Origin of the sequence: Mycolicibacterium doricum (assembly GCF_010728155.1) — a bacterium.
Taxonomy (GTDB): domain Bacteria; phylum Actinomycetota; class Actinomycetes; order Mycobacteriales; family Mycobacteriaceae; genus Mycobacterium; species Mycobacterium doricum.
Window position 1 is genome coordinate 1,883,827 of record NZ_AP022605.1, and the last position, 26,883, is coordinate 1,910,709.

24 protein-coding genes and 1 pseudogene are annotated in these 26,883 nt (G+C 65.7%); 15 read left to right on the forward strand and 10 right to left on the reverse strand.

Annotation, left to right across the window (positions count from 1 at the left end; translation table 11 throughout):
- The first annotated feature begins 118 nt into the window (after positions 1–118).
- Together G6N07_RS09340 and G6N07_RS09345 are read left to right on the forward strand one after the other, a co-directional pair.
- Positions 119–430, forward strand: a complete 312-nt coding sequence (locus G6N07_RS09340) for a hypothetical protein (RefSeq protein ID WP_064872632.1) — start codon at positions 119–121, stop codon at positions 428–430.
- A gap of 290 nt (positions 431–720) precedes the next feature.
- On the forward strand, positions 721–1,404 hold the full coding sequence (locus G6N07_RS09345; RefSeq protein ID WP_064872634.1) for a DUF305 domain-containing protein: 684 nt from the start codon (positions 721–723) through the stop codon (positions 1,402–1,404).
- A gap of 19 nt (positions 1,405–1,423) precedes the next feature.
- Here the strand turns inward: G6N07_RS09345 and G6N07_RS09350 are convergent, their stop codons facing one another.
- Together G6N07_RS09350 and G6N07_RS09355 are read right to left on the reverse strand one after the other, a co-directional pair.
- Positions 1,424–2,608, reverse strand: a complete 1,185-nt coding sequence (locus G6N07_RS09350) for a HAMP domain-containing sensor histidine kinase (protein WP_064872636.1) — start codon at positions 2,606–2,608, stop codon at positions 1,424–1,426.
- Positions 2,605–3,360 (reverse strand): response regulator, encoded by a 756-nt coding sequence (locus G6N07_RS09355; protein ID WP_064872639.1) that lies wholly within the window; start codon positions 3,358–3,360, stop codon positions 2,605–2,607. Before G6N07_RS09355 ends, G6N07_RS09350 begins: the two co-directional genes overlap by 4 nt.
- 128 nt (positions 3,361–3,488) lie before the next feature.
- Here G6N07_RS09355 and G6N07_RS09360 point away from each other — a divergent pair, with 128 nt between their 5' ends.
- A complete protein-coding gene (locus G6N07_RS09360; protein ID WP_163647379.1) occupies positions 3,489–3,725 on the forward strand; it encodes a hypothetical protein in 237 nt (78 codons plus the stop codon).
- Between the two features lie 4 nt (positions 3,726–3,729).
- On the opposite strand, the gene ripA is transcribed toward G6N07_RS09360, so the two are convergent.
- Entirely contained in the window at positions 3,730–5,100 is a 1,371-nt protein-coding gene (ripA, locus tag G6N07_RS09365; protein ID WP_372507583.1) for an NlpC/P60 family peptidoglycan endopeptidase RipA, read from the reverse strand.
- Between the two features lie 472 nt (positions 5,101–5,572).
- On the opposite strand from ripA, the gene G6N07_RS09370 reads away from it, so the two are divergent.
- The 3 genes from G6N07_RS09370 (at position 5,573) to G6N07_RS09380 (ending at position 7,805) form a co-directional block, all read left to right on the forward strand.
- Positions 5,573–5,929 carry a BlaI/MecI/CopY family transcriptional regulator gene (locus tag G6N07_RS09370; protein WP_064872643.1) on the forward strand — a complete coding sequence of 119 codons (357 nt, stop codon included), beginning with the start codon at positions 5,573–5,575 and terminating at the stop codon, positions 5,927–5,929.
- Positions 5,929–6,849 carry a M56 family metallopeptidase gene (locus G6N07_RS09375; RefSeq protein WP_064872683.1) on the forward strand — a complete coding sequence of 307 codons (921 nt, stop codon included), beginning with the start codon at positions 5,929–5,931 and terminating at the stop codon, positions 6,847–6,849. Before G6N07_RS09370 ends, G6N07_RS09375 begins: the two co-directional genes overlap by 1 nt.
- 281 nt (positions 6,850–7,130) lie before the next feature.
- Complete coding sequence (locus G6N07_RS09380) at positions 7,131–7,805, forward strand: winged helix-turn-helix transcriptional regulator (RefSeq protein ID WP_082947875.1); 675 nt, start codon at positions 7,131–7,133, stop codon at positions 7,803–7,805.
- A gap of 55 nt (positions 7,806–7,860) precedes the next feature.
- Here the strand turns inward: G6N07_RS09380 and ripB are convergent, their stop codons facing one another.
- The 3 genes from ripB to G6N07_RS09395 all read right to left on the reverse strand — a co-directional run bounded on the left by ripB (position 7,861) and on the right by G6N07_RS09395 (position 11,618).
- Positions 7,861–8,631 carry an NlpC/P60 family peptidoglycan endopeptidase RipB gene (gene ripB, locus G6N07_RS09385; protein ID WP_064872646.1) on the reverse strand — a complete coding sequence of 257 codons (771 nt, stop codon included), beginning with the start codon at positions 8,629–8,631 and terminating at the stop codon, positions 7,861–7,863.
- A 520-nt stretch (positions 8,632–9,151) separates the two neighbouring features.
- Complete coding sequence (locus tag G6N07_RS09390; RefSeq protein WP_064872649.1) at positions 9,152–10,375, reverse strand: L,D-transpeptidase; 1,224 nt, start codon at positions 10,373–10,375, stop codon at positions 9,152–9,154.
- Positions 10,376–10,757: 382 nt separating this feature from the next.
- Positions 10,758–11,618 carry an alpha/beta fold hydrolase gene (locus G6N07_RS09395; protein WP_235849606.1) on the reverse strand — a complete coding sequence of 287 codons (861 nt, stop codon included), beginning with the start codon at positions 11,616–11,618 and terminating at the stop codon, positions 10,758–10,760.
- A 201-nt stretch (positions 11,619–11,819) separates the two neighbouring features.
- On the opposite strand from G6N07_RS09395, the gene G6N07_RS09400 reads away from it, so the two are divergent.
- From G6N07_RS09400 to G6N07_RS09425, 6 genes are all read left to right on the forward strand, one after another.
- On the forward strand, positions 11,820–12,032 hold the full coding sequence (locus G6N07_RS09400) for a heavy-metal-associated domain-containing protein (RefSeq protein WP_064872654.1): 213 nt from the start codon (positions 11,820–11,822) through the stop codon (positions 12,030–12,032).
- The gene (locus G6N07_RS09405; RefSeq protein WP_064872656.1) at positions 12,029–12,988 is read left to right on the forward strand and encodes a DUF8832 domain-containing protein; all 960 of its coding nucleotides are present in this window, start codon (positions 12,029–12,031) and stop codon (positions 12,986–12,988) included. The genes G6N07_RS09400 and G6N07_RS09405 overlap by 4 nt, the downstream gene beginning before the upstream one ends.
- Before the next feature lie 40 nt (positions 12,989–13,028).
- The gene (locus G6N07_RS09410; protein WP_064872685.1) at positions 13,029–15,335 is read left to right on the forward strand and encodes a heavy metal translocating P-type ATPase; all 2,307 of its coding nucleotides are present in this window, start codon (positions 13,029–13,031) and stop codon (positions 15,333–15,335) included.
- Between the two features lie 9 nt (positions 15,336–15,344).
- Positions 15,345–15,620: a hypothetical protein gene (locus G6N07_RS09415; protein ID WP_082947876.1), complete on the forward strand. Its 276-nt coding sequence runs from the start codon at positions 15,345–15,347 to the stop codon at positions 15,618–15,620.
- A 49-nt stretch (positions 15,621–15,669) separates the two neighbouring features.
- Positions 15,670–15,999 carry a metal-sensitive transcriptional regulator gene (locus tag G6N07_RS09420; protein WP_064872658.1) on the forward strand — a complete coding sequence of 110 codons (330 nt, stop codon included), beginning with the start codon at positions 15,670–15,672 and terminating at the stop codon, positions 15,997–15,999.
- Between the two features lie 83 nt (positions 16,000–16,082).
- Positions 16,083–18,206 carry a heavy metal translocating P-type ATPase gene (locus G6N07_RS09425; protein WP_064872661.1) on the forward strand — a complete coding sequence of 708 codons (2,124 nt, stop codon included), beginning with the start codon at positions 16,083–16,085 and terminating at the stop codon, positions 18,204–18,206.
- 213 nt (positions 18,207–18,419) lie between these two features.
- On the opposite strand, the gene G6N07_RS09430 is transcribed toward G6N07_RS09425, so the two are convergent.
- Positions 18,420–19,220 (reverse strand): hypothetical protein, encoded by an 801-nt coding sequence (locus tag G6N07_RS09430; RefSeq protein WP_234786801.1) that lies wholly within the window; start codon positions 19,218–19,220, stop codon positions 18,420–18,422.
- 276 nt (positions 19,221–19,496) lie between these two features.
- Between G6N07_RS09430 and G6N07_RS09435 the strand changes: the two genes are divergently transcribed.
- The 3 genes and pseudogenes from G6N07_RS09435 to G6N07_RS20285 form a co-directional block, all read left to right on the forward strand.
- Positions 19,497–20,656, forward strand: a protein-coding gene (locus G6N07_RS09435) for an IS3 family transposase (protein ID WP_099050155.1) whose coding sequence is annotated in 2 segments (ribosomal slippage) — positions 19,497–19,788 and positions 19,788–20,656 — 1,161 coding nt in all. Because the reading frame shifts where the segments join, the coding sequence is not laid out codon by codon here.
- A gap of 161 nt (positions 20,657–20,817) precedes the next feature.
- Positions 20,818–21,378: a DUF1942 domain-containing protein gene (locus G6N07_RS09440; RefSeq protein ID WP_064872665.1), complete on the forward strand. Its 561-nt coding sequence runs from the start codon at positions 20,818–20,820 to the stop codon at positions 21,376–21,378.
- Between the two features lie 82 nt (positions 21,379–21,460).
- Positions 21,461–21,604, forward strand: a pseudogene (locus tag G6N07_RS20285) (TlpA family protein disulfide reductase); the annotation flags it as partial.
- Positions 21,605–21,722: 118 nt separating this feature from the next.
- Here the strand turns inward: G6N07_RS20285 and G6N07_RS09445 are convergent.
- From G6N07_RS09445 to G6N07_RS09455, 3 genes are read right to left on the reverse strand one after another with little or no spacing between them, the layout of a single operon-like run.
- On the reverse strand, positions 21,723–24,248 hold the full coding sequence (locus G6N07_RS09445; protein WP_225892149.1) for an AMP-binding protein: 2,526 nt from the start codon (positions 24,246–24,248) through the stop codon (positions 21,723–21,725).
- The gene (locus G6N07_RS09450) at positions 24,223–25,302 is read right to left on the reverse strand and encodes an ABC transporter ATP-binding protein (protein ID WP_064872274.1); all 1,080 of its coding nucleotides are present in this window, start codon (positions 25,300–25,302) and stop codon (positions 24,223–24,225) included. Before G6N07_RS09450 ends, G6N07_RS09445 begins: the two co-directional genes overlap by 26 nt.
- A complete protein-coding gene (locus G6N07_RS09455) occupies positions 25,299–26,864 on the reverse strand; it encodes an ABC transporter permease (protein WP_064872280.1) in 1,566 nt (521 codons plus the stop codon). Before G6N07_RS09455 ends, G6N07_RS09450 begins: the two co-directional genes overlap by 4 nt.
- Positions 26,865–26,883 lie beyond the last annotated feature (19 nt).

Genomic DNA, 26,883 nt, shown 5'->3' on the forward strand with positions numbered 1-26,883 from the left:
GCGTCTAATCGGTGAGACTTCCCCGGGACACCGGTTCTGCTGGTGCGGACATGTCCGTAGTTGGCGGTGATGCCCCCTGCCGATGACATCACCGGCTCGGTACGCGCACCATTGGCACATGAGAGTGGAGATCGTCTATGTCGAAGGGTGTCCGAATTGGCGGGAAGCCGGTGCCCATTTGGGCGCGGCAGCAGCTGGACTGGTCGACGTCGAGATCACGTATCGGCGGGTCGCTACGGATGATGAGGCGGCGGCCTTGTCGTTCGCGGGCTCTCCAACGATTCTCGTCGATGGCATAGACGCTTTTGACGATGCGGTCCCGGCGATGGAGTTGGCGTGCCGGCTATATCAGACCGATGCCGGTTTGATGGGTTTGCCGACGGTTACCCAGCTCGCGGAGGCATTGCGGCGGCGGCTGCCGATCGACTGATCGCGGCGTGCGGGCAGGCCAAGGCTTCGGTCAGAATTGCGGCATGAATCTACCGAGCTGCACACGGACTCCTTCCGGTCGCGGGCAATGACTGAACCGGCTGCGGCGTGACGCTGAATCGCCCGAGCGCGCGGCGCGTACCGACGGGTTGGTGAGGCGTCTTCATCGAATCTTCATCGGAACTCGAACCGACCCATACGCGGAGTCCTGAGGCTGGACCGAGGCGGCGAGAGCGCTTGCCGTGTGTGTGGACGCATGGTGTCAGGAAGATGTATGAGAAAGGATGTGCGATGCAGCACAAGCGATATGGATTTGGGTTTGCGGCGTTAGCGGCGGCGGCCCTGTTCGTCAGCGCCTGTTCGAATGCGACAACAGACTCTCAGTCATCGACCAGCAGCCCGGCGGCACCATCGGCCTCGCCCAGCGCTGCCAGCAGCGACGCTACCCATAACGACGCTGATGTGACGTTCGCCCAAGGCATGATTCCTCATCACCAGCAGGCGATCGAGATGAGCGACATGCTTCTCCGCAAGCAGGGCATCGATCCCGAGGTCATCTCACTCGCTGACGAGATCAAGAATGCTCAAGGCCCCGAGATCGAGCAGATGCAGGGTTGGCTCCAGGAGTGGGGGGCGTCGTCCTCGCCTGCACCTGCGACCAGCACCGCTATGCCTGGCCACGACATGCCTGCTCACCAGATGCCCAGCGGCGACATGGGCAAGATGCCTGATATGGGCGGCAGCGGTCACGGCATGATGTCGGAAGCCGACATGGCTGCGCTGCAGAACGCGCAGGGCGCGGAGGCGAGCCGACTTTTCTTGACGCAGATGATCGCCCATCACAAGGGCGCAATCATGATGGCGCAGCAGGAGATCGACAACGGCCAGTTCCCCGCGGCGGTGGAGATGGCGCGCAACATCGTGACTTCTCAGCAAGCGGAGATCGACACTATGCAGGGCATGCTGGACAAGTAACAGGTCAGAAGCACGACGGTTAGGTCCGCGTTGAGGCAGCCGTAACAGGCAGCTCTTCGGCGCGCACCTCACCGATGGGTAAGTCGACGGTGAATGTTGCGCCGCCGCCGGGGCCCGCGCTCGCTACGGAGATGGCTCCGCCGTGGGCCTCGACCAGCGCTTTGGCGATGGCGAGCCCTAAACCGGCGCCGCCGTGCTCGCGGTCGCGGGCGGAGTCTGCCCGATAGAACCGCTCGAACACCCGGTTGACGTGCTCGGCGGCAATCCCTTCACCGGTGTCGGCGACGGCGATCCTCAACCGGTCGCCGTCGCGGACACAGTTGACTTCGACCGACCCGCCGGAAGGCGTGTGCCGCAGCGCATTTTCCAGCAGATTGCCCAGGACTTGGGAGAGTCGTTGCTCGTCGGCCCACAACGGCGGTAGCGCCTTCTGGAGGCATACGCGTAGTGCGACTCCTTTGTTGTCGTAGCGTTCCTGCGCCGCGGCGACGCACCGGTGTGTTAAGCGGTCGACGTCAATGTTGGTGTACGACATGGAAACTGAACCTTCCTCGGCCTTGGCCAGGGCGGCGACGTCATTGGAGAATCGCACCAGCCGGCGGGTTTGGTCGCGCAGCATGGCCGCCGTCTGCGGCGTCAGAGTGCGCACCCCGTCTTCGAGTGCTTCGATATATGCCTCTAGCACCGCGACCGGTGTGCGGATCTCGTGCGCCAAGTCTCCAAAGAGCTGCTGTCTTGTCGAATCAACGGTTTGGAGCCGGGAAGCCATCTGGTTGAAGGCAGTGGAGAGCGCGTCGAAATCGTCGCCCAGGCGCGGCGATGACACGCGGACGTCGTAATTCCCTTGAGCGACATCGGTGGCAGCGGAGGCAACTTCGGTGATGGACCGTTGGAGCCGTCGACTGAGATAGAAGCTGACGGCCAGCGCGGCCAGTGCCGACACCGCCAGCGCACCCCCGATGGACATCACCGTCGCGTAGCCGTAGGCCTCCTCGGCGTGGACTTCCTCTGGCGAGTTCATCGGCACCCCCGCGCGGTGAAGATGCTCGCGAAACAGGGGAGGGCCGACAACGGCGGCGACCACCGCGGTCGTCACGGCCCCGGCTGCCAGCACGATGGCTTGGGCCGCCAGCAGCCGAAGGCCGATACCAGGACGGCCCCGCCGTCGACGTCGGCGAGCTGTGGACGCAGGCGGGGGAGTCACTGTCCGGTCCCCATCCGGTATCCCACACCTCGCACCGTGGCGATGTAGCGCGGGCGTGCGGCATCATCGCCGAGTTTGCGCCGCAGGTGCCCGATGTGGACGTCGACGAGGTGCTCGTTGCCGACCCAGGGTCCGTCGCGAACGATCTCGAGAAGTTGCCGCCGGCTCAGCACGACTCCGGGCCGGCCGGAGAGCGCTTCGAGGATGTCGAACTCTGTGCGGGTCAACAAGATTAGTTCGTCGTCGATGCGAGCCTCACGGGCGGCGACGTCGACACTCAGCGCACCGAACCGACGCGGTGGTGCCACCTCACGTTCGGCCGTTGCGGTGGCCGATTGCAGGACGCGGGGCCGCCGCAGCATGGCCCGCACGCGCGCCACAAGCTCGCGCGGGCTGAAGGGTTTGGTGATGTAGTCGTCGGCGCCGACAGTGAGGCCGAGGACTGTATCGAGTTCGGTATCACGAGCGGTGAGCATGACGACGTAGGCGTCGGAAAACGTGCGCAGCTGTCTGCAGACTTCCAGTCCATCAATGCCGGGCAGGCCGAGGTCGAGAATGACGACATCGGGATCGAAGTCGCGTGCGACAGCGATAGCGTCGACGCCGTTGCCGGCCACCACGGCCTCGAACTGATCGCGTTCCAGATAGCTGGCCACCACTTCGGCCAGTGGCAGTTCGTCGTCGACGACGAGCGCGCGGTATCCCTTCGCCTGCTCAGGCGATCTACCCGGGTGGCGCTCCATGCTCCCCATGGTGCCCGCCGAAGCGGCCGCGGCGGCGCACGACTTCCGGAACGGCGCAATCTTCAGCAGATCTTTACGAGACTCATACCGATTCCATCCTGCGGCTGGGTGACGCTCACTGTGGAGGAGGGCCTTGCATGCGCTGGCTGATGGACGTCTGCCCGAACAGCCTCGGGTGGCAAACGTGGCTGATCCTGTGCGCCGTTGTCGTCGTGCTGTGGGCCGCCGCCATCGCCGGCGCGACGGCTCTGTTCCGCGCCGCAGCGCCGCAGCGCCGCAGCGAGCGGCGTGAGGCATTGGAGGAGCCCGTTCACAGCGGTCACGCTGGGGCGGATGATGCGTTAACGGTGCAACCGCCACAGCGCTCGCTGTGAGGTGTCAGTACTCGATCAAGCGCGTGACGTAGGGTGTCATGCCGGAGGTGCGCACGGGGGAAATCTTGACGACGGACCCGGTGTAGGGAGCTTCGAGCATCATGCCGTCACCGAGATACATGGACTCGTGCTGGCTGGCGTTGGGGCCGTAGAAGATTAGATCACCACGTCGCATCTGCGATGACGGAACTTTGCGGCCGGCGTTGTACTGCGATCCGGAATAGTGGTCGAGCTTGATGCCCACGCCGGCGAAGGCGTACAGCATGAGCCCGGAACAGTCGAAGCCGACGGTGTTGGCTCCCTGATCGATGCCCCGAGAGGGACCGTTGGCGTTGCCGCCGCCCCACGAGTAGGGAACTCCCAGTTGTGACATGGCGCGTCGGATCACGAACTCAGAGGCCTGCCGGCCGTTCAGGCTGGGGATGCGTCCATTGGTGATGCCGGGATCTGCGGCGGCGGCCGCCGGGGAGAGAATGCCCAGTTTGGTAAGGAACTTTCGGCCCATGTCGGCAGTCAGCTGCACCGAGGTCGCCATGATCTTGAGGATCGCGTTGATGATGGCTACCGGGTCGCCGGCCACATTGGCGCTGGGCACCATCGGCAGCGTGGTGTCCCAGAGGCCGGCGCCAGAATTGTCGGCCGGCAAAGAGTCGCTTCGGTCCCATTGGTCGCCGGGTGCCTGCGCGGCGCCGGGTTGAGGAACCGTGGGCGCAGTCGCGGTCCCTGCTACCGGCCGGGCGGCACCGAGTCGGGCTTGCGCCGAGTCACGTTCGGCGGCAAGCCTATTAATTTCGTCCTGCCGTGCCGCGAAGGTCTGCTGCGCCTCCTGAAGGGCGGCGACCGCGTCGTCCTGGCGGCGCTGCGCCTCGGCGGCGGCGCCCTCAGCGCGCGCCCGGGCAGCCGTCGCGGTTGAGAGCTTGTTGGCGTGATCGGTCTGCCTGCGCACGAGGTCATCCCTGACCTTCTGGAAGCTGATGATCAGGCTCTGTTGCGTCGAGGCTCCAGCAAGGATTTCCTCCGGCCCGTCTGCCAGTGGCAGCGCACCCGACGGCCCGTTCATATACATCGATGCGGCGAACTGATCGAAGCGTTGTTGCGCGGCGTCGATCGCCACCTGACTGTCGGCGAGGCCCTGCTCACTGGCGGCAACCTCACGCTGCGCGTCCGCGAGAATGTCGCGAGCAGCAGCAATCTCGACGAGGGCCTTGTTGACGCCCTCTTGCTTGATCTGGATATCGGCACCGACATCGGCTACCCGCTGATTCGCCTCGGCGACAGCCGCAACCAGGGACGGAATGTCCTTGTTGTCGCCGTCTGGTGCGCCGTCATGTTCGGCAGCCGCGATACCTGAAGGGCTGAGCATCAGCGTCGACATCAGTGCGCAGAGAGTGAGAAGTGAAGTGAGGCAACGCATCGGATCTCCTCACCTGGGTTGAGCGTCGTCGGGCTACCGAGCGAGGGCCAGCGCACGGCATTCTCGGATCGGACCTACTGCCCAGCAAAGTACGGAGCACGATAGTAGGCAGTTGAAAACGTACATCACTTGCGCACCAGGGGAAACGCCTGTCACAGTCTCAAGTCGGTAACGACTCTGCGAGGCTCCGTGGACAACCCGCAGGCGGCCCCTCAATCATCGTCTGTCAGCGCTGCGGCGAAGCTGATGCCCAGTTGACAGCTCCCGTGCGTGATCGGCTCCGCCCGCACGGCGGCGTGGAATGCACTGACGAGGCCATGAACGCCGGGTGCGGCGCATCGGAACTTTCGAGGTCGGGCGCTACATTGGGGGTCTGGTAGGGGTCGATGGGCAAAGTACTCCAGCTCGTCGTGGACAGCAGGAGCGGCGCGGAATGGAACAGCGAGGGTTCGGCGACCTCTATGCAGTAGTCATGGATTGCGTGTGGGATTGCGCGGGGCCCATCACAGTGGGCGACGGCTTCGACGAGATCTCCGGGAAGCGCCAGTCCTACACCAGTGTGATGCCGACGATAGACAACCTGTACCGCGAGGGTCGGCTGAGGACTCAGCGCCGTGGGAAAGGCTATGTATACCCGGCATCGATGGGCCACGAGGGGTGTTCAGCGCAATTGGTGCGGGCTGCTATCGACTGCGGCGGTGATACCAGTGCGGTGTTGGTCGTAGTCGATCAGATGAGTGCGGAGCAGTCGGCGCAACTGAAGTCGGCTACGTGTAGGGGGCGGCGATGATGACTACGGCGCTGTGGCTGCTGCTTTACGGGGGTGCGCTTGCGTGGTTGGCTCCTCCGGTTCTGCGGCGAATGACCGGCCAGGGAATCAGCCCTCATATGGGAGTCGCCGCATGGCTAATCACGGTCGCCGCAACCCTGGCGGCTTGGCTGGTCGCGGTCTCGATGGTCATCGGTGCAACGGCGGACAGTATTCGCACTGGCGCGGTGGTGACGCTGTGTCTTGAACTGTTCGGATTTTCCGAACACACACCGATGGCGGGCAGGATCGGATCTGTTGCCCTCATCGGTGTGGGGACCCTGACGTTAGGGTTCGGAGGACTGCGGATGAGCCGTAGCCTGTCCCGCCTACGCGCGCGGAGTCACGAGCACGCACATGCCGCGCGGATCATTGGCCGGCCCACCGGTCACCCCAACGTGGTTGTCGTGGACGCCGACCGGCCCGCCGCCTACTGTGTGGGCGGCCGCCTGAACACCATTATCGTCACCTCCGCGGCCATCAAGACGTTGAACCGGTCGCAACTGAAAGCGGTTCTGGCACACGAAGATGCCCACATCTCGGGGCGCCACCACCACATCCTCATGGGGCTGCGTGCCCTCGCCGTCACTTTGCCCCGCCTGCCGCTTTTCGCTACGGCACGCCATTCTGTAGCAGAACTGCTGGAGATGTGCGCCGACGATACCGCCGCGCGGCGCGTCGGCACTCGCCCTCTGCTTGCCGGGCTGATTGCTCTGGCCGGACATCAACCTCCTGTGCACGAAGGCCTAGCCGCAGCGGGAACGGCGGTCGTCGCTCGAGCGGAACGATTGGTCACCCCCACGTGCCGCCACGTGCGATGGCGCCACCGTATCTGCTTAGCTGCCGCGATCATCGCCATGCTTGCGACACCAGCTCTCATCCAGCTGCTCTGCCACCACTGAGGACCTGACGACAGCCGACACGATTGCGGCGGCGAAGACATCGACGCGGTCGACCGAAACCCAAAAAGCCGACATCGGATGTCGCGAGAACACGGGCTGAAAGCGGATAGTCGACGACATGCGGGACGCCCGGGCTGTGATCTACGTAGTAACAACGTAGATCACGATATGCTGGTTGTCAGAACCCGCGTAGGCAATCCAGTAACCGCGATGCGCGTCGTCGACAGGAGGCTGCCACGACCATCGAGTCACACCTCGGACCGGGTAGTGCCGCATCTCCGGTGGCGGCCGCCGGCCGCATCCGCGTTCTGCTCGTTGAGCCGCGACGCATCTACGCCGACATGCTGGCCCACCGTATGCACGCCGGAGATTTCGCCGTTACGGTCGCATGCTCGGAAACCGCAGCACTCACCGCATTGCGTGTCGTTGACCCCGACGTGGTGGTGGTCTGCGTAGGGCCAACGGACCAGGGAGCTGCTGTCCTTGACCGTGTTCGTCAGGTGGCACAAGGTGGCGTAGTCGCGCTTACTGATGCAGAGATGGCGCCGCTGGTGTCACGTGTCGCAGTGGTGGCGATCGGCGACTCGGAGATGCTGAGTACACGAATTAGACGCGCGCTCAGGCACATCGGCGTGTGCGGTGCGGCCGGCGATACGCAGCGACGGCAAATCGACGACCTCGTGGTCGATGTCGCGGCTCGGCGGGTGTATCAGCGAGGAAACGTTGTACCGCTCACTCGGACAGAGTTCGCGATCCTGCGGGCACTATCGGACAATCCGGGCGAACCCGTGACGTGCCGGCGACTCCAGGAGAGTCTCTGGGGAGCCTCGCACCCCGGCGGTCGGGCTGCTCTGGGGGTGCATGTGGGCAATCTCCGTCGCAAGCTCGGGGACGACCCGACCTGTCCGCGCTACGTCCGCACTGTCCGCGGCATCGGCTACTGTCTCGTCGGTTGATTCGGTCACCCGCTGAGGTGAACGGCTCTGCGGGCGTGCTAATTGAGCCTCGCGCTCAGCTCTCGATAATCCGGACGACGTAGGGCGTCATGCCCCCTGTTCGCACTGGGGAGACCTTGATCGGGACGCCGGTCTGCTGCGCCTCAATCATTTGACCGCCGCCCAGGTAGATAGCTTCGTGCTGACTCCCGCCCGGCCCCCAGAACAGCAGGTCGCCCCGCTTCGCTTGGGAGGGCGGCACCTTTCGGCCGGCGTCGTACTGGTCACCGGACCATCGCGGGAGCAGAACACCGACGCCGGCGAACGCGAACCGTGTCAGGCCTGAACAGTCAAAGCCCACGGTGCCTGCTCCCTGGTCGACGCCGCGGCTTGGACCGGTGAGGCTTCCGCCACCCCACGAGTAGGGAACACCGATTTGCGTTCCCGCCCTGCGAATCACGTACTCGATCGCTTGCGCACCATTGACCCGATTTCCGCGCACGCTCGTCGACGGATCCGCGGCGGGGCTGACAATTCCCAGGCTGCTGAGGAAGCTGCGACCCATATTCATGGCCGTCTGCGTCGCCATGGCCGTTGCCTGCAGGGATGCGTTCGCGATGGCAACCGGATCGCCGGGAGCGCCCGCGCTCGGTATCTTCGGAAGCAATGGGTCCCACGGCCCGGCGGCAGGTTGGGCCGACGCGACCGGTGCGCACGCGAGGAAAAGCAAGACGACGATAGCGATCACACCGGGGAGCCGTCGAACACGTCCCGCAACAAGGATTGCCGGGTCGCAACGGTCAGCGCGGGCAGTTGCCGCACCCTTGCTCCGGACGTGTAATCCCATGTCTTCTCCTCGGTGCGCCCGGCGGTGAGTTACTTCACGCACCAATAGCGGGGCTGATCGCATACGTAGGGCGCAGCACCAAAAATACGTAGCTCCTACGTAGAAAAGCGTAACCCACAAAAGCCCCACCAGTAACACCAGCCACATAATTACAGTGGTGAAATTCGCTGCGGCCGTTCGCTTCGATGCGGCAAGTACTGGACTTAAACCCGTTTCACGGTCGGGAAGACGCGCGTGAATGGTGCGCGGACTAACTCAAATGTGCGAGCTTCTCGGCAAGGAGCTCTATGGGCCGTCTTCGGGCGTCAGCAACCATTCTGCCCCGAGCGGTCATGTGAAGCCTCGTCGGCGGTACGCGCCGCCATCGGTCATCGGGGAGCCGATGGGCTCCAGCCACGCCGACAACCGCCCGTACGGCAACGACGTCTCAGAAATGACCTCAAATGCACTGCGGAGTAATTGTTTTCAGATTCGCCGGGCATTGAAGCCATGTCGGCTCGGTGTCAAGAACTTCCGATGCTCAGAGGTTGGCGTTTCCGGCCTTCCATTGCTCCCAGGGGATGTTCCAGTCGCCGAGGCCGTCGGTTCCTGACAGTGTGGGGCCGGTTGTGTTGATGACTTCCACGATGTCGCCGCGTCGGGTGTTGTCGTAGAACCAGCGGGCGTTGGCCGGGTTGACGTTGAGGCATCCGTGGCTGACGTTGGCGATGCCTTGGCTACCCACCGACCATGGCGCTGAGTGCACGTAGATGCCGCTGTAGGACATTTGCGTGGCCCATTCGACTTCGGTGCGGTACCCGTCGGGTGAGTTGACGGGGACTCCGTAGGTGGACGAATCCATCACCAGGAATGAGTAGCGGTCGCCGATGATGTAGGCGCCGTTGTCGGTGGGCGTTTTGGCTTTGCCCATGGAGATGGGCATGGTTTTGACGACTTCGCCGTTGCGCCGTACGGTCATCGTCTTGGTGGCGTCATCGGCGGTGGCGATGATTTGGTCGCCGATTGTGAAGCGCGTGGTGACGTCATCCTGGCCGAAGAGCCCGTCGCCGAAGTCGACCCCGTAAGCCTTGACCGACACCTCAACGGTGGTTCCGGGCTCCCAGTACTCGGCGGGGCGCCAGCGGACTTCACGGCTGCTGAGCCAGTAGAAGGCGCCTTCAACCGGGGGGTTAGTGGTCACCGTGATCGCTTGCTGCGCCGCAACCCGGTTAGCGATGTTCTCGTCAAAGCGAATTGCAATGGGTTGACCCACGCCCACTGTTTCGCCGTCATTGGGCAAGACGTAGGGCATCGTCAGGTTTTCGGGGGAATGGGTTTCGAATGTTGCGCTGGTGCTTGTCGTTCCGCCAAGCCCTTGTGCGTGCGCCTGCAGGGTGTACTGCTTGTTGTAGCCCAGCGGTTCCGCCGATGACCAGGTAACGCCGTCGGGGCCCAGCTGCCCGTTGACAGGTTCGCCCGCCTCGTTGGTCAGCGACACTTGGCCGAGAACACCGTCGCCGGCGGTAACGGTCACGGGGGCATCGACAGCGACGCCGATGGCACCATCAGTGACGGACGCTTCCAGTTTCGGTACGAGCAAGTCTGCGTAGGGCGTGCCCTTGTCGGTGATGACGTCGGGAGTGGGCGCCGCCGTCGGTGATGAGGTGCAGGCGGTCGCGATCAGCAGCACCGCCACCGCGAGGACGGTCGTGCGCAGCCAGTGCGTCGTCGCTCGAAACGCTGGGGGGCAGCCTGTCTGCGGCATGAGTGGGGCTCTCCGTATCGGGTTGTCGTAACGGCTAACGGGCGGCGCACCGCCTGGTGCGTCGCGAGGGCCGGTCGCGGGCGACGGTGCACCGTTCACGGGTATGTCTTCGAGTGTGCTCGTCAGTCGTTTGGCTTTCTTAGTCCTTCGATGAAGATTCGATAAAGGCGGCACTACGAGCTGGCTCCACGGCTTCGCGAGCAACATCTGATAGGGCGCACATTGTGCGAGGATACCCCCGAGGGGTACTTTGCGGTTGTACCCGCGGCGGGTACCTCGTCGACTGGGATTTCTATCGCTCGTGACGGCACAAGAGAAATTCCGGCGGCTCATCGAGAGTTCAACCACGCGGTCGATCGCCACGTGCATCGCTCTGTGCACGTTAAGCCAAATCACCGGCGAGCGCCGCCCCATCAAGGCCGATAAGGGGAAATCCTGCTGCAGCTGACGGCTGGAGCTGCGCCACTCCCTCGATGGCCTTAAGTATCCGGGTCCGAGGTGGTGGCGAGGAACTGTTCGATTTCCGGGGCGCGAGCGCGCGCCAGGTCGTCGGCGTTGTCGAGCAGGTCGGACATTGTGGCCTCGGCGAGTACTCCGTGCGGAAGGGTGTCGGCGAGGGTGCGCGCGAGTTGCGTGGGGTGACGTGGGTCATCGCCGGCGATGATGAGCGCCGGAGTGTCGATGCGCCGGAGTTCCTCGACGGTGGCGAAGGCGCGGTCATGCCCGATTGCCGCTGCGGCAGCGGCGCTTTGGGCGTTAGCGCGCGGAATGGCCTCGGTGACGAGGTGGGCAATGAGCGGCTGCAGGTGAGGAACAAACAGCTCCAGGCGGCCTGTAGACCGCGGGAGCGGGCGCGGTCGGCGAAGCGGTCCATCAGCTTTGCGTCTGCGGCCTTGTCGTCGTCGTCCTCGATGGCTTCAGCACTGATGATGACCGCGGACCGGGCGACATGGGGGTGTTGGAGGCATGTCCGCAAGGCGATCGTGCAGCCGAGGCCGGCGCCGACAAGGTGGGTGGACGTGGCGTCGAGCGCGTGCATGATCGCGACGGTGTCGGTGACGTACTGATCCCAGCGGTGCAACGTCGGGTCGGGGCATTGTGATGCTCCGTATCCTCGAATATCGGGCAGCGCAACGCGATACCGGCGAGCAAGTCGGTCGGCAAGTGGCCGCATGCTGTAGTGATCGGGCCCACCGCCGTGCAGCATGATGATCAGCTCGCCGCGGCCGATGACCTCGCCCATGACCGGCCACCCGTCATCCCCGACGTGCAACGTTTGCATCACCATTTGTCTCTCCCTTCGTCGGGAATGCTTCAACCAGCGTCGACGCGGCATCAGCACGAGCCCGAAGAAGCCGCCCTTGCAACATACCCTCTGGGGGTATACTGTGAGGTACGCATACCCGGTAGGGGTATCACCTGAGTCGAAGATGGGAGTTCGGTCATGAGCACGACCAAGTACGCCGTCACGGGAATGACCTGCGGGCACTGCGAGCTGTCAGTGCGAGAAGAAGTCAGCGAGGTCGCCGGTGTTCAAGACATCGAGGTCAGCGCCACGACGGGCACTCTGATCGTGACCTCCAGCGGTCCCGTCGATGACGCCCAGATCCTGCGTGCGGTCGACGAGGCCGGCTATTCGGCGGTGCGGGTCGCATGAACGCCGCGGGACGGTTGGCCGCTTTCGGTGCCGGACTGGCAGTGGCGTTCACGGCTGCGTACGTCACTGCCGCGGCGGTCGTCCCTGACACCGCGGTGACGGCTACTCAGCACGTTGGCGCTAAGCCCGCGGCTGATCACAGCGCGCCGACCGCGCCGATATCACCTCTGTCCGCTGATCCGCCGGGGTTGTCACTCGCCCAAGACGGATACACGCTCAACGCGGTACGGGCACCCGGAGCCCCCAACGATCGGGCCACGTTGAGCTTCACCATTGCTGGTCCCAGCGGCACGCCGCTGCTGGACTACGCGACGGTGCACGACAAGCAGCTGCATCTCATCATCGTCCGCTCCGACGGTCAGCACTTCGCGCACGTCCACCCGGCCCTGGACCAGGCAACCGGCATATGGTCGACGCCCTGGATGTGGAAGGCCGCCGGGACCTACCGGGTGTTCGCGGATTTCCAGCCCGCCCAGCCCGGCAGCGCCAAACTCACGCTCACCCGCACGGTCGACGTGGCCGGCGAGTTGGCCCCGTCGCCCCCACTGACCACACGCACCTCGGATGAGATCGCCGGGTACACCGTGGAACTCGACGGTGCGCTCACCGCGGGCGTCGCGAAGCAGCTCACAGCGAAGGTCACCCGTGACGGCGAGCCGGTGACGACACTGCAGCCCTACCTGGGGGCTTACGGGCACCTCGTCGCGCTGCGGGAAGGTGACCTGGCGTATCTGCACGTGCACCCTGAGGGCGCTGAGCCGGTGGGGAACCGCGGTGGGCCTGCGGTGTCGTTCGCGGCGACCGCACCCACCGCCGGTCGCTACCTGCTCTACCTCGACTTCCAGGTCGACGACACCGTGCACACCGCCACTTTCGTTGTGGACGCCGCACGCGGCGACATCGATCAACCAGTGACAGAGCCTTCGCGCGACGCCGGCCATGCCGGCGGGCACTGACAACCTCCGTCCACCCAAGAACCGAAAGGCAGTGGCACACATGACGACAACGACCCCCGTGTCCGGCCCGAGCATCGAGCTACGCATCGGAGGAATGACCTGCGCCTCCTGCGCCAACCGCATCGAGCGCAAGCTCAACAAGATCGATGGCGTCGCGGCAACAGTCAATTACGCGACCGAGAAGGCCACCGTCACGGTGCCCGACGGATACGATCCCGCGCAGCTGATCGCCGAGGTCGAAACCGCCGGCTACAGCGCCGCGCTACCCACACCGGAGAAGCCCGCCCCGCCTGGGGAGGATGCAGGCGAGACCGACGACCCCGACATGGTGTCCCTGCGCCACCGGCTGACCGGTTCGGTGCTGCTGTCGGTGCCGGTCATCGCGATGGCGATGATTCCCACGCTGCAGTTCACCTACTGGCAGTGGGCGTCGCTGGTGCTGGCTGCGCCGGTGATCGTCTGGGCGGCGTGGCCGTTTCACCGTGCTGCCTGGGCCAACCTGCGGCACGCTACGGCGACGATGGACACGCTCATCTCCCTGGGCACCTTGTCGGCCTTCCTGTGGTCGCTGTACGCGCTGTTCTTCGGGACCGCCGGCATCCCAGGAATGAAGCATCCGTTCGAACTGACACTCGCACCGTCTCACGGCGCCGCCAACATCTACCTCGAAGTCGCCGCTGGAGTAACGACATTCATCCTTGCGGGGCGCTACTTCGAGAAACGGTCCAAACGGCAGGCCGGTGCGGCGCTGCGCGCCCTCCTGGAGATGGGCGCCAAGGAGGTGTCCGTGCTCCGCGACGGCGCGGAATCGAAGATCGCCGTCGAGGACCTGATGGTGGGCGACGAGTTCGTCGTGCGCCCGGGGCAGAAGATCGCCACCGACGGGGTGGTGGTGTCGGGGACATCGGCTGTCGATGCCTCGATGCTGACCGGGGAATCGGTCCCCGTGGAGGTCGGTCCAGGTGACACCGTGGTCGGTGCGACCGTCAACGCCGGCGGGCGGCTGGTGGTGCGCGCCGCCCGCGTCGGTTCCGACACCCAGTTGGCGCAGATGGCCCAACTGGTGGAGAACGCTCAAACGGGCAAGGCCCAGGTCCAGCGTCTGGCCGATCGCATCTCCGGTGTCTTCGTGCCGACCGTGCTCGCGATCGCGGTGATCACACTCGGCGCATGGTTGGGCGCGGGTTTCCCGGTCGCGGCCGCCTTCACCGCCGCGGTTGCTGTGCTGGTAATCGCCTGCCCCTGCGCGCTCGGTTTGGCCACGCCGACGGCACTGCTGGTGGGCACCGGTCGCGGCGCGCAAATGGGCGTTCTGATCAAGGGCCCGGAGGTGCTGGAGTCCACCCGCAAGGTCGACACCGTGGTGCTGGACAAGACCGGCACCGTGACCACCGGGAAGATGACCCTGGTCGACGTCGTTACCGCGCCGGGAACCGAACGCGGGAACCTGCTCCGGCTGGCAGGGGCGTTGGAGAACGCTTCGGAGCACCCGATCGCCCAGGCCATCGCCGTCGCTGCGACCGAAGAACTCGGGACGCTGCCCACCCCTGAGGATTTCGCCAATGTCGAAGGCAAGGGTGTGCAGGGCATCGTGGACGGCCACGCTGTCGTCGTGGGGCGCGAGTCACTGCTCGCCGACTGGTCCCAGCACCTTAGTCCAGAGTTGGCGCGGGCGAAAGCCGGTGCGGAAGCTCAGGGGAAGACTGTGGTCGCCGTCGGCTGGGACGGTGAGGCTCGCGGCGTGCTCGTCGTCGCGGATACCGTGAAACCGACTAGTGCGCAGGCGATTTCACAGATGCGTGAGCTTGGTTTGACGCCTGTGCTGCTCACCGGGGACAACGAGGCCGTCGCCCGGCAGATCGCTGCTGAGGTCGGCATCGACACCGTGATCGCCGAGGTGATGCCCAAGGACAAGGTCGACGTCATTGTCCGGCTGCAATCCGAGGGCAAATCGGTGGCGATGGTCGGCGATGGCGTCAATGACGCGCCCGCCCTCGCCCAAGCCGACCTCGGCCTGGCTATGGGTACCGGAACCGATGTGGCGATCGAAGCCTCCGACATCACCTTAGTACGCGGCGACCTGCGCAGCGCCGTCGACGCAATTCGGCTGTCCCGCAAAACACTATCGACAATCAAGACGAACCTGTTCTGGGCTTTCGCCTACAACGTCGCCGCCGTACCGGTTGCTGCACTGGGCATGCTCAACCCGATGCTGGCCGGCGCGGCCATGGCGTTCTCCAGCATCTTCGTCGTAGGCAACAGCCTCCGACTGCGCGGCTTCAAATCCACGTCCATCCTCAGCCCCTACCCACTAAAACCCCCACTGCGCCAACCCTTACTGCACTAAGGAGAACCCATGTCCGACAACAAGAACCTGACGTCGAGCTGCTGCTGCAGCGGCTCAACACAAGACCTCGACACGACGATCATCAATCCTGCGGCCACGAACCTCCTCGACCCCGCAACGGACCAGGCGACATGCCCGGTGATGCCCGGCACGCCGGTGAACACGGCGGCCGCCGAAGCCGCGGGGCTGTTCCGCGACTACCGAGGCCGACGGTACTGGTTGTGCTGCAAAGGATGTGGACCGCGATTCGACCGAGACCCCAACAAGTACGCCAGCGCGGCGTGACTGACCTGCCGGACCCCGGCGCCCCAACCCACAGACCGAAGGAGTTGCCATGACTCACGTCGACGACGCTGACCACTGCCCAGCATCGGGGTCGGTCCACCACGGCTATATCACCGATAAGGACAAATATCTCAAACGCTTGAAACGCATTGAAGGCCAAGCCCGCGGCATCAGCCGGATGATCGAGGACGAACGCTACTGCATCGACATCCTCACCCAAGCCGACGCACTGACCAAAGCCCTGCAAAGCGTCTCGCTGGCACTGCTCGACGACCATCTCCGACACTGCGTTCGAGACGCTGCAGCCGCCGGGGGACCAGCCGCCGACGCCAAACTCACCGAAGCAACCGAAGCCATCGCCCGACTCGTACGGTCATGACCCCCAACGGCGGTGCACTGACGCCGCCGCCTCGCGACACACCCGCGCGAACGAACACGTGAGACTCCTCAAGGAGAGACAACATGGCTAACCACGACGAGCACGCCATAGCGACATCGCACACCGGCGTCCACGCCAACCACGACGGCCACGGCGAGCACACCGTTCACGATTCCGACCCCCACCACGACAACCATGCCGGCCATGGGGGTCATGCCGGGCACGGGTCCGATCACGTCGCTGTGTTCCGGAAGCTCTTCTTGATCAACCTGATCATCGCCGTCCCGGTCATCGCGTTCTCGAACATGTTCGCAATGCTGCTCGGCTACGAAGTACCCGACGTCCCCGGCGGCCGCTGGATCGCGCCACTGTTGGGCACGGTCATGTATGTCGTCGGCGGGCGTCCCTTCCTTACCGGCGCCGTCAGCGAAATCCGTTCCCGCAAACCGGGAATGATGCTGCTCATCGGGCTGGCCATCACCGTCGCATTCTTCGCCTCCTGGGGTGCGAGCCTGGGCCTGCTCCACCACGAACTGGAGTTCTGGTGGGAACTGGCGCTGCTGATCGTCATCATGCTGCTCGGACACTGGGTCGAAATGCGCTCCTTGGCTCAGACCACCTCCGCACTGGACTCCCTGGCCGCCCTGCTTCCCGACGAGGCCGAGAAGGTCGACGGCGAACGAATCATCACCGTCTCACCCGCCGACCTGCAGGTGGGGGATCTGGTGGTCGTGCGACCCGGCGGCAGCATCCCCGCCGACGGCAGAATCGTCGACGGACGAGCGGACATGGACGAGTCGATGGTGACCGGTGAATCGCGGCCGGTGAACCGCAGCGTCGGAGATGCGGTGACAGCCGGAACTGTCGCCACAGATTCCGGGCTGCGGCTCGAAATCACCGCCACCGGCGAGGACACCGCCCTAGCGGGAATTCAGCGCCTGGTCACTGACGCCCAGAACTCGTCCTCGCGAGCCCAACGCCTCGCCGACCGCGCGGCGGGATGGCTGTTTTGGTTTGCCCTAGGGACCGCCGCCATCACTGCCGCGGCATGGTCGATCGTCGGAGACCCCGACGCCTCCGTCATAAGAGCCATTACCGTGCTCGTCATCGCCTGCCCCCATGCGTTGGGATTAGCGATACCACTTGTCGTCTCGATCGCCACCGAACGCGCCGCGCGGGGAGGCGTGCTGATCAAGGATCGCCTGGCCCTAGAAGGTATGCGCACCGTCGACGCCGTTCTCTTCGACAAAACCGGCACCCTCACCAAGGGCGAACCAACCGTGACCGCGATCGAGGTCCGCGGCGACCTCGACGACGACTCCGTGCTCGCCGTCGCGGCCGCCGCCGAGGCCGCCAGTGAACACCCCCTGGCACGAGCGATCGTGAAAGCCGCCGACGAGCGGGGACTGACTGTGCCACGCGCGAAAGGCTTCTCGTCGTCTCCCGCCGTCGGGGTGACTGCCACGGTCGACGGACACGAGATCCGCGTGGGCGGCCCCCGCCTGCTCGACGAGATCGGCGCACAAGAGGTTCACGCGGCGACCTCGTGGCGCGACGAGGGCGCAATCATCCTGCACGTCATCCGCGACGGTGCTGTGGCCGGCGGGCTGCGCCTGGCCGACGAGATCCGCCCCGAGTCCCGCGACGCCGTCGATGCCTTGCACAAGCTCGGCGTCGAGGTGGTCATGATCACCGGTGACGCCGAAGCCGTCGCGCAGGCGGTAGGTCACGAACTCGGCATCGACCGGGTGTTCGCCGGAGTACGCCCGGAAGACAAGGCGTCGAAAGTTGCTGCGCTGCAACAGGAGGGCAAGAAGGTCGCGATGGTCGGCGATGGCGTCAACGACGCGCCCGCGTTGGCACAGGCCGACGTCGGCATCGCGATCGGCGCCGGCACCGATGTTGCCATCGCCTCTGCCGGTGTGATCCTGGCCAGCTCCGACCCGCGCTCGGTGCTCTCGGTCATCGAACTGTCGCGTGCCAGCTACCGAAAGATGAAGCAGAACCTCTGGTGGGGTGCCGGATACAACCTCATCGCAGTGCCGCTGGCTGCCGGTGTGCTCGCACCGCTCGGATTCGTCTTACCGATGTCAGTCGGCGCCATCCTCATGTCACTGTCGACGATCGTCGTGGCGCTCAACGCGCAACTGTTGCGCCGCCTCGACCTGAGCCCTGAGGCCAGCACACGCGCAGTTCTCAACCGTTAGGACTGGTTAGCGGCGGGCTCGATCCGCCAAGGCGCGCTGCGGAGTAGGTCGCAGGCACTATGGGCTCACGAATGGGATGACCGGCATGCGCTGATGGTGACGGGTTGCGGCCCATCCGCCGAGCTGACCTCTGGGGTGCCGGTCGATCACGATACGTACCGACTGGGCACCTGCCAATCGTCTAGGAACCCACTCCAGCGAGAGATCAGATTTTCAGTCGCCGTGATCGTGATCGCCATGGGCGTCGTCCAATGGCGCAGCGGATGGGGCCGGGGCTCCTTCCGGCGCCGGCGCCTCGCCGCCAGGCACGCTCACCGGCGCCTCGCCGCCAGGCACGCTCACCGGCGGCGAGATGACCGACTCTGGACGACCGCCATCGTGGCCATCTGCATGCTCGGCACTCGTCCCACGATCACTACCCTCCTCCGGCTCGGCGCTAGTGCTGTGGTGGTCACCATCCGCAGCCTCGGCGGCCGTCCCATGGTGACCACCGGCTGCGCCTGCTGGACCGTGATCACCGTGCCGCAGACCTGAAGCAACTCCCACTGTGGACGCCAGCGCCACGACACTGACTGCGCCCATGAGGACCATCGCGCTGCCGAACACCGGTACCGGCTCTCCTTGCAGGCCGCGGTACCACACCCAGCCGGCGCCCATCACGACATAGATCTGAAGCAGCAGCGCACAAAGGTCCGCGGCCTGCACCAATTCGGCTTCCCCTGCATTAGGGCCGAATGGTGCCCCGGCGGTCCTGGACAGGCCCCAAAGAGCAATGGCTCCGAGATTGAGCATGATGCCGGCGGCAAGCACGGGCATCGTCGTTCGGGCCAGCACAGCCCGCGCCCATATCAATTGGAAGAGCGCGACCGCAACGAAGAACAAGCCCGCCGGCATCCACTCCTGCCAGTGAGCAGGCACAACGGCGAAATGGATAAGAGAAGCGCCCAACGAGGCCAGCGCGGCAAGCCGAGCAGCCAGTCTGCTGTCGGTCTTCCTCGCTGTCCTAGGCGCCACGGAATCAGGATGACAGCGCTTTCCCCGAAGCGGCTGCCTGACACCACATCTCAACCCGAACGAGATTCATCTGTCACCGATAGGTGTCGTCGTGCGCGCATGCCACTTCCTGAGAACCCGCTCGCTTAAGTCTCGACCACTGCTGATCGGCCCTCAGTTATCCGTACTGACCCGTACGACACCTGTTCCGAGCTCCCTGATCGATGCTTCGGGACTGCCCCCGGTTTGGTTGATTCCTGACCTGTGAGGATTCGTCCTTGCTGGAAGGATCAACCCGTGCCGAAACCGTTTCCTGCCGAGTTCCGTGCCGATGTCATCGCCGTGGCCCGCAAGGGCGAGGCGCCGTTGCGCCAGATCGCGAAAGACTTCGGGATCTCTGAGGCCTGCCTGCATCGTTGGCTCAAGATCGCCGACCGCGACGATGGTGTCGACCGGAGCGGGTCTGCGGCAGCCGATGGCGACCTGTCGGCGCAGCTGCGCGAGGCGCACAAGCGAATCAAGCTCCTTGAGCAAGAAGCCGAGGTAATGCGCCGCGCAGTCGGCTACCTGTCCCGGGACGCCAACCCAAAATGATGTACCCGCTGGTCCTTGACCTTGCCGCCGACGGAATTCCCGTCACGGTGACCTGCCGGGTCCTGGGGTTCTCCACCCAGGCTTTCTACAAATGGCGCAAAGCGCCACTAACCCAGCGTGATTGGGATGATGCGCACCTGATCAACGCCGCCCGCGACATCCATGCCGATGATCCCGCTTTCGGATATCGGTTCATCGCCGACGAGTTGCCCGGTCGTGGGATCACCGCCGGCGAGAACCGCGTCGCACGACTGTGCTCCCAGGAGCGGATCTGGTCGATCTTCGCCAAGAAGCGAGGGCTGAACCGTCGATCCGGGCCGCCGGTCCACGACGACCTCGTCGAACGGCAGTTCAGCGCCCAGGCCGCCAACCAGGTGTGGCTGACCGACATCACCGAGCACCGCACCGATGAAGGCAAGCTCTACCTTTGCGCGATCAAAGACGTCTACTCCAACCGGATCGTGGGCTACTCCATGGATTCGCGGATGAAGTCCTCGCTGGCGGTGGCTGCCCTGGATCATGCCGTGGCATTGCGCTCACCGGTCGCGACAATTGTTCATTCCGACAGAGGCAGTCAATTTCGCTCGCGAAAATTCGTCCGGGCACTGTCTCGCAATGGTTTACAGGGATCGATGGGCCGCGTCGGCGCGTGCGGGGACAACGCCGCCATGGAGTCGTTCTTCGCTCTCCTGCAACGCAACGTGCTCGACCGAAAACGTTGGTCCACCCGAGCCGAACTACGCCTGGCGATAGTGACCTGGATCGAGCGGACCTACCACCGGCGCCGGCGGCAACGCGCCCTCGGCAGACTCACCCCGATAGAGTTCGAACTGCTCCGCACATCAGTCGCAACCGCGGCCTGAAATTCACACCCCGCGAGTCAACTGAACCCGGGGCAGTCCCTTCCGCGTGCAGTTGCTTACCGCGCAGGGGCGACCGACTACGATCTAGCTACGTAGATGTTCGCTATGCTGCATACGCGCCCGCGACCGCCTACTCACATCGCACGGAAGGACCACCCAATATGCGTCTTCGCGTCATCATGGCGGTACTCGCCTGCGTGACTCTTCTCGGTGCCGCAGCTACTCTCGCGCCGCCCGCAGTAGCGGCGATGCCGTGCGGACATCAGTTCGGCTCGCCTCAACAGCTCACCGATGCGGGGGGCGCAGTCGTCCAGGAGTGGGTCATCTCGGATCTGCGAGAGTCCTCGGTCGCCTTGCCCGGATACACGGCCCGCGGTCAAGTCTGGGAAGCTTCGGCCACCGTTCGAGCCGTCACCGGCACGGTGACTCCGATAATCCCGAATCTGTACACGGTCACCGCAGACGGCCAGCGTTATCCCGTCCTGTGGCAGATCGCCAGCCCACAAGGCCTTCCGGCTACCACCCTCGGCCAGGGCCAAGCCTCCAGCGGGGCGATCTACTTTGATGCAGTTGGCCCACAGCCCATGGCGGTGGTTTACGACAACGGCACTCCTACGCAGCTGTTTTGGTGTTGCACGGGCTCCATGATGATGCCAATGGAGAAGTGTCCGATGTGCGCCGACATGCAGCGCGCCTGCCCCCATTGTCCCGGCGGGATGTAGCCCCCGAGGACCTGACAGGGACCCATTAGCCTTCACCGATCGCCGCTAAGTGTCAAAGCTATCTCCAACCGATCCGCCTAACACCCTGGGACGTAACTATCCGACCAGCGTGGTGCCCACCACGATGGTCCTCGACCGCCAGCACAAGGTCGCGACGGTCTTCCGCGTGGCGCTACTAGCCGAAGACATACGGCCTCTGCTAGATCGGCTGACCACCGAGCGCTGACACCTCGCTGGAGAGCTGCCCTGCGGCGCCTAACGTCACGGATCGTTCGATGCGTCGGTGCGCGCAAGGATCCCAGGTTCATCAAGATGACCGCGGGCCCCGGTGCCGCAGCGGGGTCTCACCGCCGAGCGGCAGCCTGACCGCGAGTGATGGCGGTCGGCGTGTATCGGTGAGCCTTTTTGCGAGTTAGCGTGACCAGCTGGGTCAGCAGGATGCCGACGACGATCGCGGCCAGCACGCCGACGAGCTTCTGTTCGCCGAACAGCGGATACACCTGGTAGTGCGTCAGATAGATGAACAGTGACGCCTCGGCGATCACACCGGCAGTGACCGTGAAAGCGGATGGGCAGCGAATGGCGGGCAGCCAGATCAGCAGCGCCAGCCCGATGAACACCAAGGCCTCGCGGTTGGGTTGGCCGAAGTACCCGACGATTCCGATCGCGAGGACCGCGGTCACGGCGAGCCGCTGCCACACCGTCGACGACTTCGAGGCAGCCCAGCCGATGGCGAAGAACCAGAACGCCAGCATGGTGAACCAGGCGGACTTGCCGAACCCGATGCCGAAGACGTCCCACCGCAGGGCCATGCCCAGGGCCAGGAATGCCGCCGCAACGCCGAACGGCCACCGGCGTTCGGCGCGGTCACCCCACCGCGTCGCGCACAGCAGCGCCAGCCCGACCAGAACCCACACCAGGAACTCGACGAACCACAACCGCCCAGCGGTCATGCTGTCCTCTGGGCCCAGGAACTTGTTGGCCAGCAACACATTCGAGGCCGCATAGTCGTCGGTGACCAGCAGCGCGAATGCCACCCACAGTATGGCGGGCACGGCGATCCACCTGATGGTGCTGACCAGGTGACGCACCCGGGTGGCGCGCGGCAGGGGGGTGAGGCAGAAGCGGCCGAAGTTGTATCCGGCGACGCCCAACAGAACGTGCGCGCCGCCCCACAACACCCACAGCTCCGCGTGCGAGCCGGCGACCAAAACGATCGCCGCCGCACGCAGCGCCACGCTGGTCTCCAGCGTTGTTCCCCACCACCGGCGGGTCTTGCGGGCGGACTCCAGCTCGCTCAGCGGCAGCCGCGGCCAATCCGCTGGCAGGTGCCCGAGCGCGCGTTCGAGCCGCACCGACATGGCGACGTAAGACAGCGAGTTGCCGCCGAGGTCGACGAAGCTACTGCGGGGATCGACGTCGGCCGTGTCGATCTGCAGCACGTCGGCGAACAGACCGCGCAGGTCCAGGCGGGCATCGGCGGTCGTCGGCTCGGCGGCCCGCTCGCGCAGGCTGCGATAGTCCGGCTTGCCGGTGGGCAGGCGGGGGATCTCGTCGACGTCCACCACCCGGATCGCGGCCCGGGGCAGCCCCGACGCGTCGGCCGCCGCGGCAGCGACGTCGGTGTCCTCGGGACAATCGACGGCGCCCACGAGCAGCAGGCCGTCGCCGTCGGTGCAGATCGCGGTGACGCCGTCGGCGTGCAGGGCCGACTCGACGCGTTGCAGGTCGATGCGCAGTCCGTACAGCTTGACGAACCGGTCGCTGCGCCCGACCACCTCGTAGAGGCCGTCGCGGCGCTGCCGGGAGATGTCGCCGGTGCGCAGTTCCTCGATCCCGGCATCACTGGCGAGATCGGCGGCGGTGTGGGCGTACCCCATCATGACGTTGGGTCCGCGGTAGAAGAGTTCGCCGGTGCCGTCGGGCATTCCGTCGACCGGCTCGATGCGGAACGACCCACCGGGGATCGGAATGCCGATCGACTCGGGATGGTCGTGAGCGAGTTCCGGCGGCAGATACGCCATGCGCGCGGTGGCCTCGGTGGCGCCGTACATGACGAAGAATCGCCAACCCGCCCGCCCGCCGAGGTCTGCCAGCCGGCGCACGCGATCCGGGTCGAGCCGTCCGCCGGCCTGGGTGACGTAGCGCAGGTCCGGCAGCGACATCGCCTCGAAGCCGATCCGGTCGAGCAGCTCGAAGGTATGCGGAACACCCGCGAACGACGTTGCGCCGCACTTCCGGAACACGTTCCAGAAGTCGTCGTCGACCACGGAGAGGTCGGTGAGCACGACTGCGGCTCCGCGCAGCAGGTGACTGTGGATCACCGACAGGCCATAGCAGTACGACATCGGCAGAGTCGTTGCGGCCCTGTCGGTTCGGGTGATGTCGAGATAGGTGGCGATAGAATCGGCGTTGGCGGCGAGGTTGAACCGGGACAATCGCACCAGCTTAGGGGAGCCGGTACTGCCGGACGTCGAAAGGAGCAGGGCCAGGTCCGGGTGGAGTTCGGGGGTGGTCCGGTAGCGTGGGCCGTCGGTGACGACGCCGTCGGTGACGATGACGTCGGGGCGGTAGGTGTCGACGACCGACCGGTTGTCACCGCCCGCGGGCACGGGCAGCACCACGTGGTGGCCGGCGAGCGCACCGAGGTAGGTCACCAGCGTGGGCAGGTCGTTGCGGGTCTCGAGCAGGACGAGCTTGCGGCAAGTACCCAGTTCCTCGGCGCGGGTCGCGACCTGCGTCGCGAGTTCGGCGTAGGTAACGGCCTTCTCGGCGGTGATCACCGCGACGGCGTCGCCGTGGCAGGCAAGGTGGTCAACGAGCCGCTCGAACATCACGGCGCGGTCATCGCCCGTCGCGCGGGCGGTCATCAAACACTACGGCGGCACCGGTGACGTGGATGCGGACCTTGGCGTCGACCGCGGGCGGCGCGACGCTGTGCTGGCGGACGGTGATCGGCGCGGCGTCGCCGCCGAGGTCCACGGTGAGCAGGACGTCGTGGCCGCGGAACTCCGACGCCAGGACCGTCGCCATCCCGTCGCTGCGGTCGTCGTCGGAAACTGCCGCCGCCTCCAATTGCTCCGGGCGGAGCATCAGCGTGCCACCGCCGTCGGGTACGGAGCCGCGGACGGGAAGGCGGCCCAGCGCCGAGGTAGCGACCCCGCCGGTCACGGTGCACGGCAGCAGCACGCAGTCACCGAGGAATTCGGCGGTGAAACGATCGTTGGGTTCTCGGTAGACCGCCTGCGGCGTACCGACTTTGGTGAACCGGCCGTCGCGCATCACCGCGACCTGGTCGGCGATCGACAGCGCCTCCTCCTGATCGTGAGTGACGATCAGGGTGGTAACGCCGGCGTCGGAGAGCAGTGTCGCCACGGCCTTGCGGGTCGACGCCCGCAGTCCGGTGTCCAGGGCGCTGAACGGTTCGTCGAGCAGCATGAGCGCGGGCTGGCGGGCGAGGGCGCGGGCGAGGGCCACGCGCTGCTGCTGTCCCCCGGAGAGTTCGTGCGGCCGGCGCGCGGCGTAGGACTCGTCGAGGGAGACGGTAGCGAGCAGTTCGGCGACGCGCGGCTGGACGTTGCGGCGGCCCGACAGCCCGTAGGCGATGTTCTGGCCCACGGTCAGGTGCGGGAACAGCGCGCCGTCCTGCGCGACGTAGCCCACGTCGCGGCGATGCGCGGGGGTACTGCTGCCGGCTGCTGCCACCTGGCGTCCGGCGATGGAAACCGTTCCCGCGTCGGGGTTCTCGAAGCCGGCGACCAGACGCAGCAGCGTGGTCTTGCCGCAGCCGGAGGCGCCGACCACGGCGGTGATCGTGCCCGCGGTGACGCCGAGGTCGATGCCGTGCAGCACGGTGTGGCTGCCGAAGGCCTTGGTTAGCCCGGTGACGTCGAGCGCGTTGCCGGTGACCCCGCGGATCGTCATAGCGCGGCCGCCCTGCTGGACTGCTGGAACAGCACGACTGTCACCGGAACCGCGAGCACGACGAGCAGCAGCGCATACGGTGCGGCGCTGGCGTAGGACAGTTCGCTCGACAGCGACCAGAATCGCATCGCCAGGGTGTTGGTGCCAGTCGGTGCCAGCAGCAGGGTGGCGGTCAGCTCGGTGGCTACGGCGACGAATACCAGCGAGGCGCCTGCGGCGGCGGCAGGTGCGGTGAGCCGCAACGTGACTCGCAGCAAGGTGCGGGTGGGGGATACGCCGAGCGAGCGCGACGCCTCCTCCAGCGTCGGCGGCACTTGGGCCAACCCCGACCGCAGGTTGACCATCGCGCGGGGCATGAACATCAGCACGTAGGCCGCGAGCACCAGCGTGGCGGTCTGGTATAGGGGCGGTGCGAAGCGGATCGCCACGGTGACGAGCGCGAGCGCGGTCACGATGCCTGGCATCGAGCTGGTCACGAAGTTCGAGCCCTCGACGAAGCGGGCGAAGAAGCCGCGGTGCCGCACCGCGATCCAGGCGAAGGGGAAGGCCAGCACCGTCGTCAGCGCTGCGGCCGCGGCGGCCAGCGCCACAGTCTGCACGGTCGACGGCACGATCTCGTAGAGCGCCCACACGTCGCTGCCGCCGATCCACAGCCACCGCAGGATCGTCCACACCGGAACGCCGAGGGCCAGCACGGCCAGTGCGGCGAGGGCGGCCAGTGCTAAAAAGGTCATGGCGCCCAGTCGATGGGGCAGCGAGGTGCGCTGGGCGCCGGAACCGAGTCGGGCGTAGCGGGCGTTGCCGCGCACCCCGGCCTCGCCGACGAGCAAAACCAGGCACAGCAGCATCAGAACGCCTGCGAGCGTGCTGCCCGCCGCGCCGTCGAACGTGGCCTGGAACTGTTCGAAGATCGCGGTGGTGAACGTCGAGAAGCGCAGCATGGCGAACGCGCCGTACTCGGCCAGCAGGTGCACGCCGATGAGCAGTCCGCCGCCGAGGACCGCCAGGCGAAGCTGTGGCAGCACCACGCGCCGGAATACGGCCGCCGGGCTGGAACCGAGCGTGCGTGCGGATTCCTCGATCGCCGGGTCGAGGCGACGGAGCGTGGCGGCGGCGGGCACGTAGACGAACGGGAAGTACGACAGCGAGGAGACGAGAATGCCTGCCCAGAAACCGTGCAGGGCCGGGACGACGCTGACCCATGCGTAGCTGTTGATGAAGGCGGGCACCGCCAGGGGAGCGACGAACAGCGGTCGCCAGATCGCCCGGCCGGGGATGTCGGAGCGTTCCACCAGCCATGCCGCTCCGATGCCGAGCACGATGCAGATCGGGACCGTGACGACGACGAGACCGACAGTGTTGACGAACAATTCGAGCACGCGTGGCCGTGCGACGAGTTCCCACACCCGCGTCGGCCCCAGCGACACCACCGACCAGGCGACGTACCCGATCGGCACGAACGTCGCGACGACCAGCAGCACCACGCCGGCGGTGAGGACCGGCCCCGGCCGCGTGGCAGCTGCCCGGCCGGGCACCTCCGACGGCGTAACGGCGTCGATCAGCGCCGCGTCGACGGCCGTC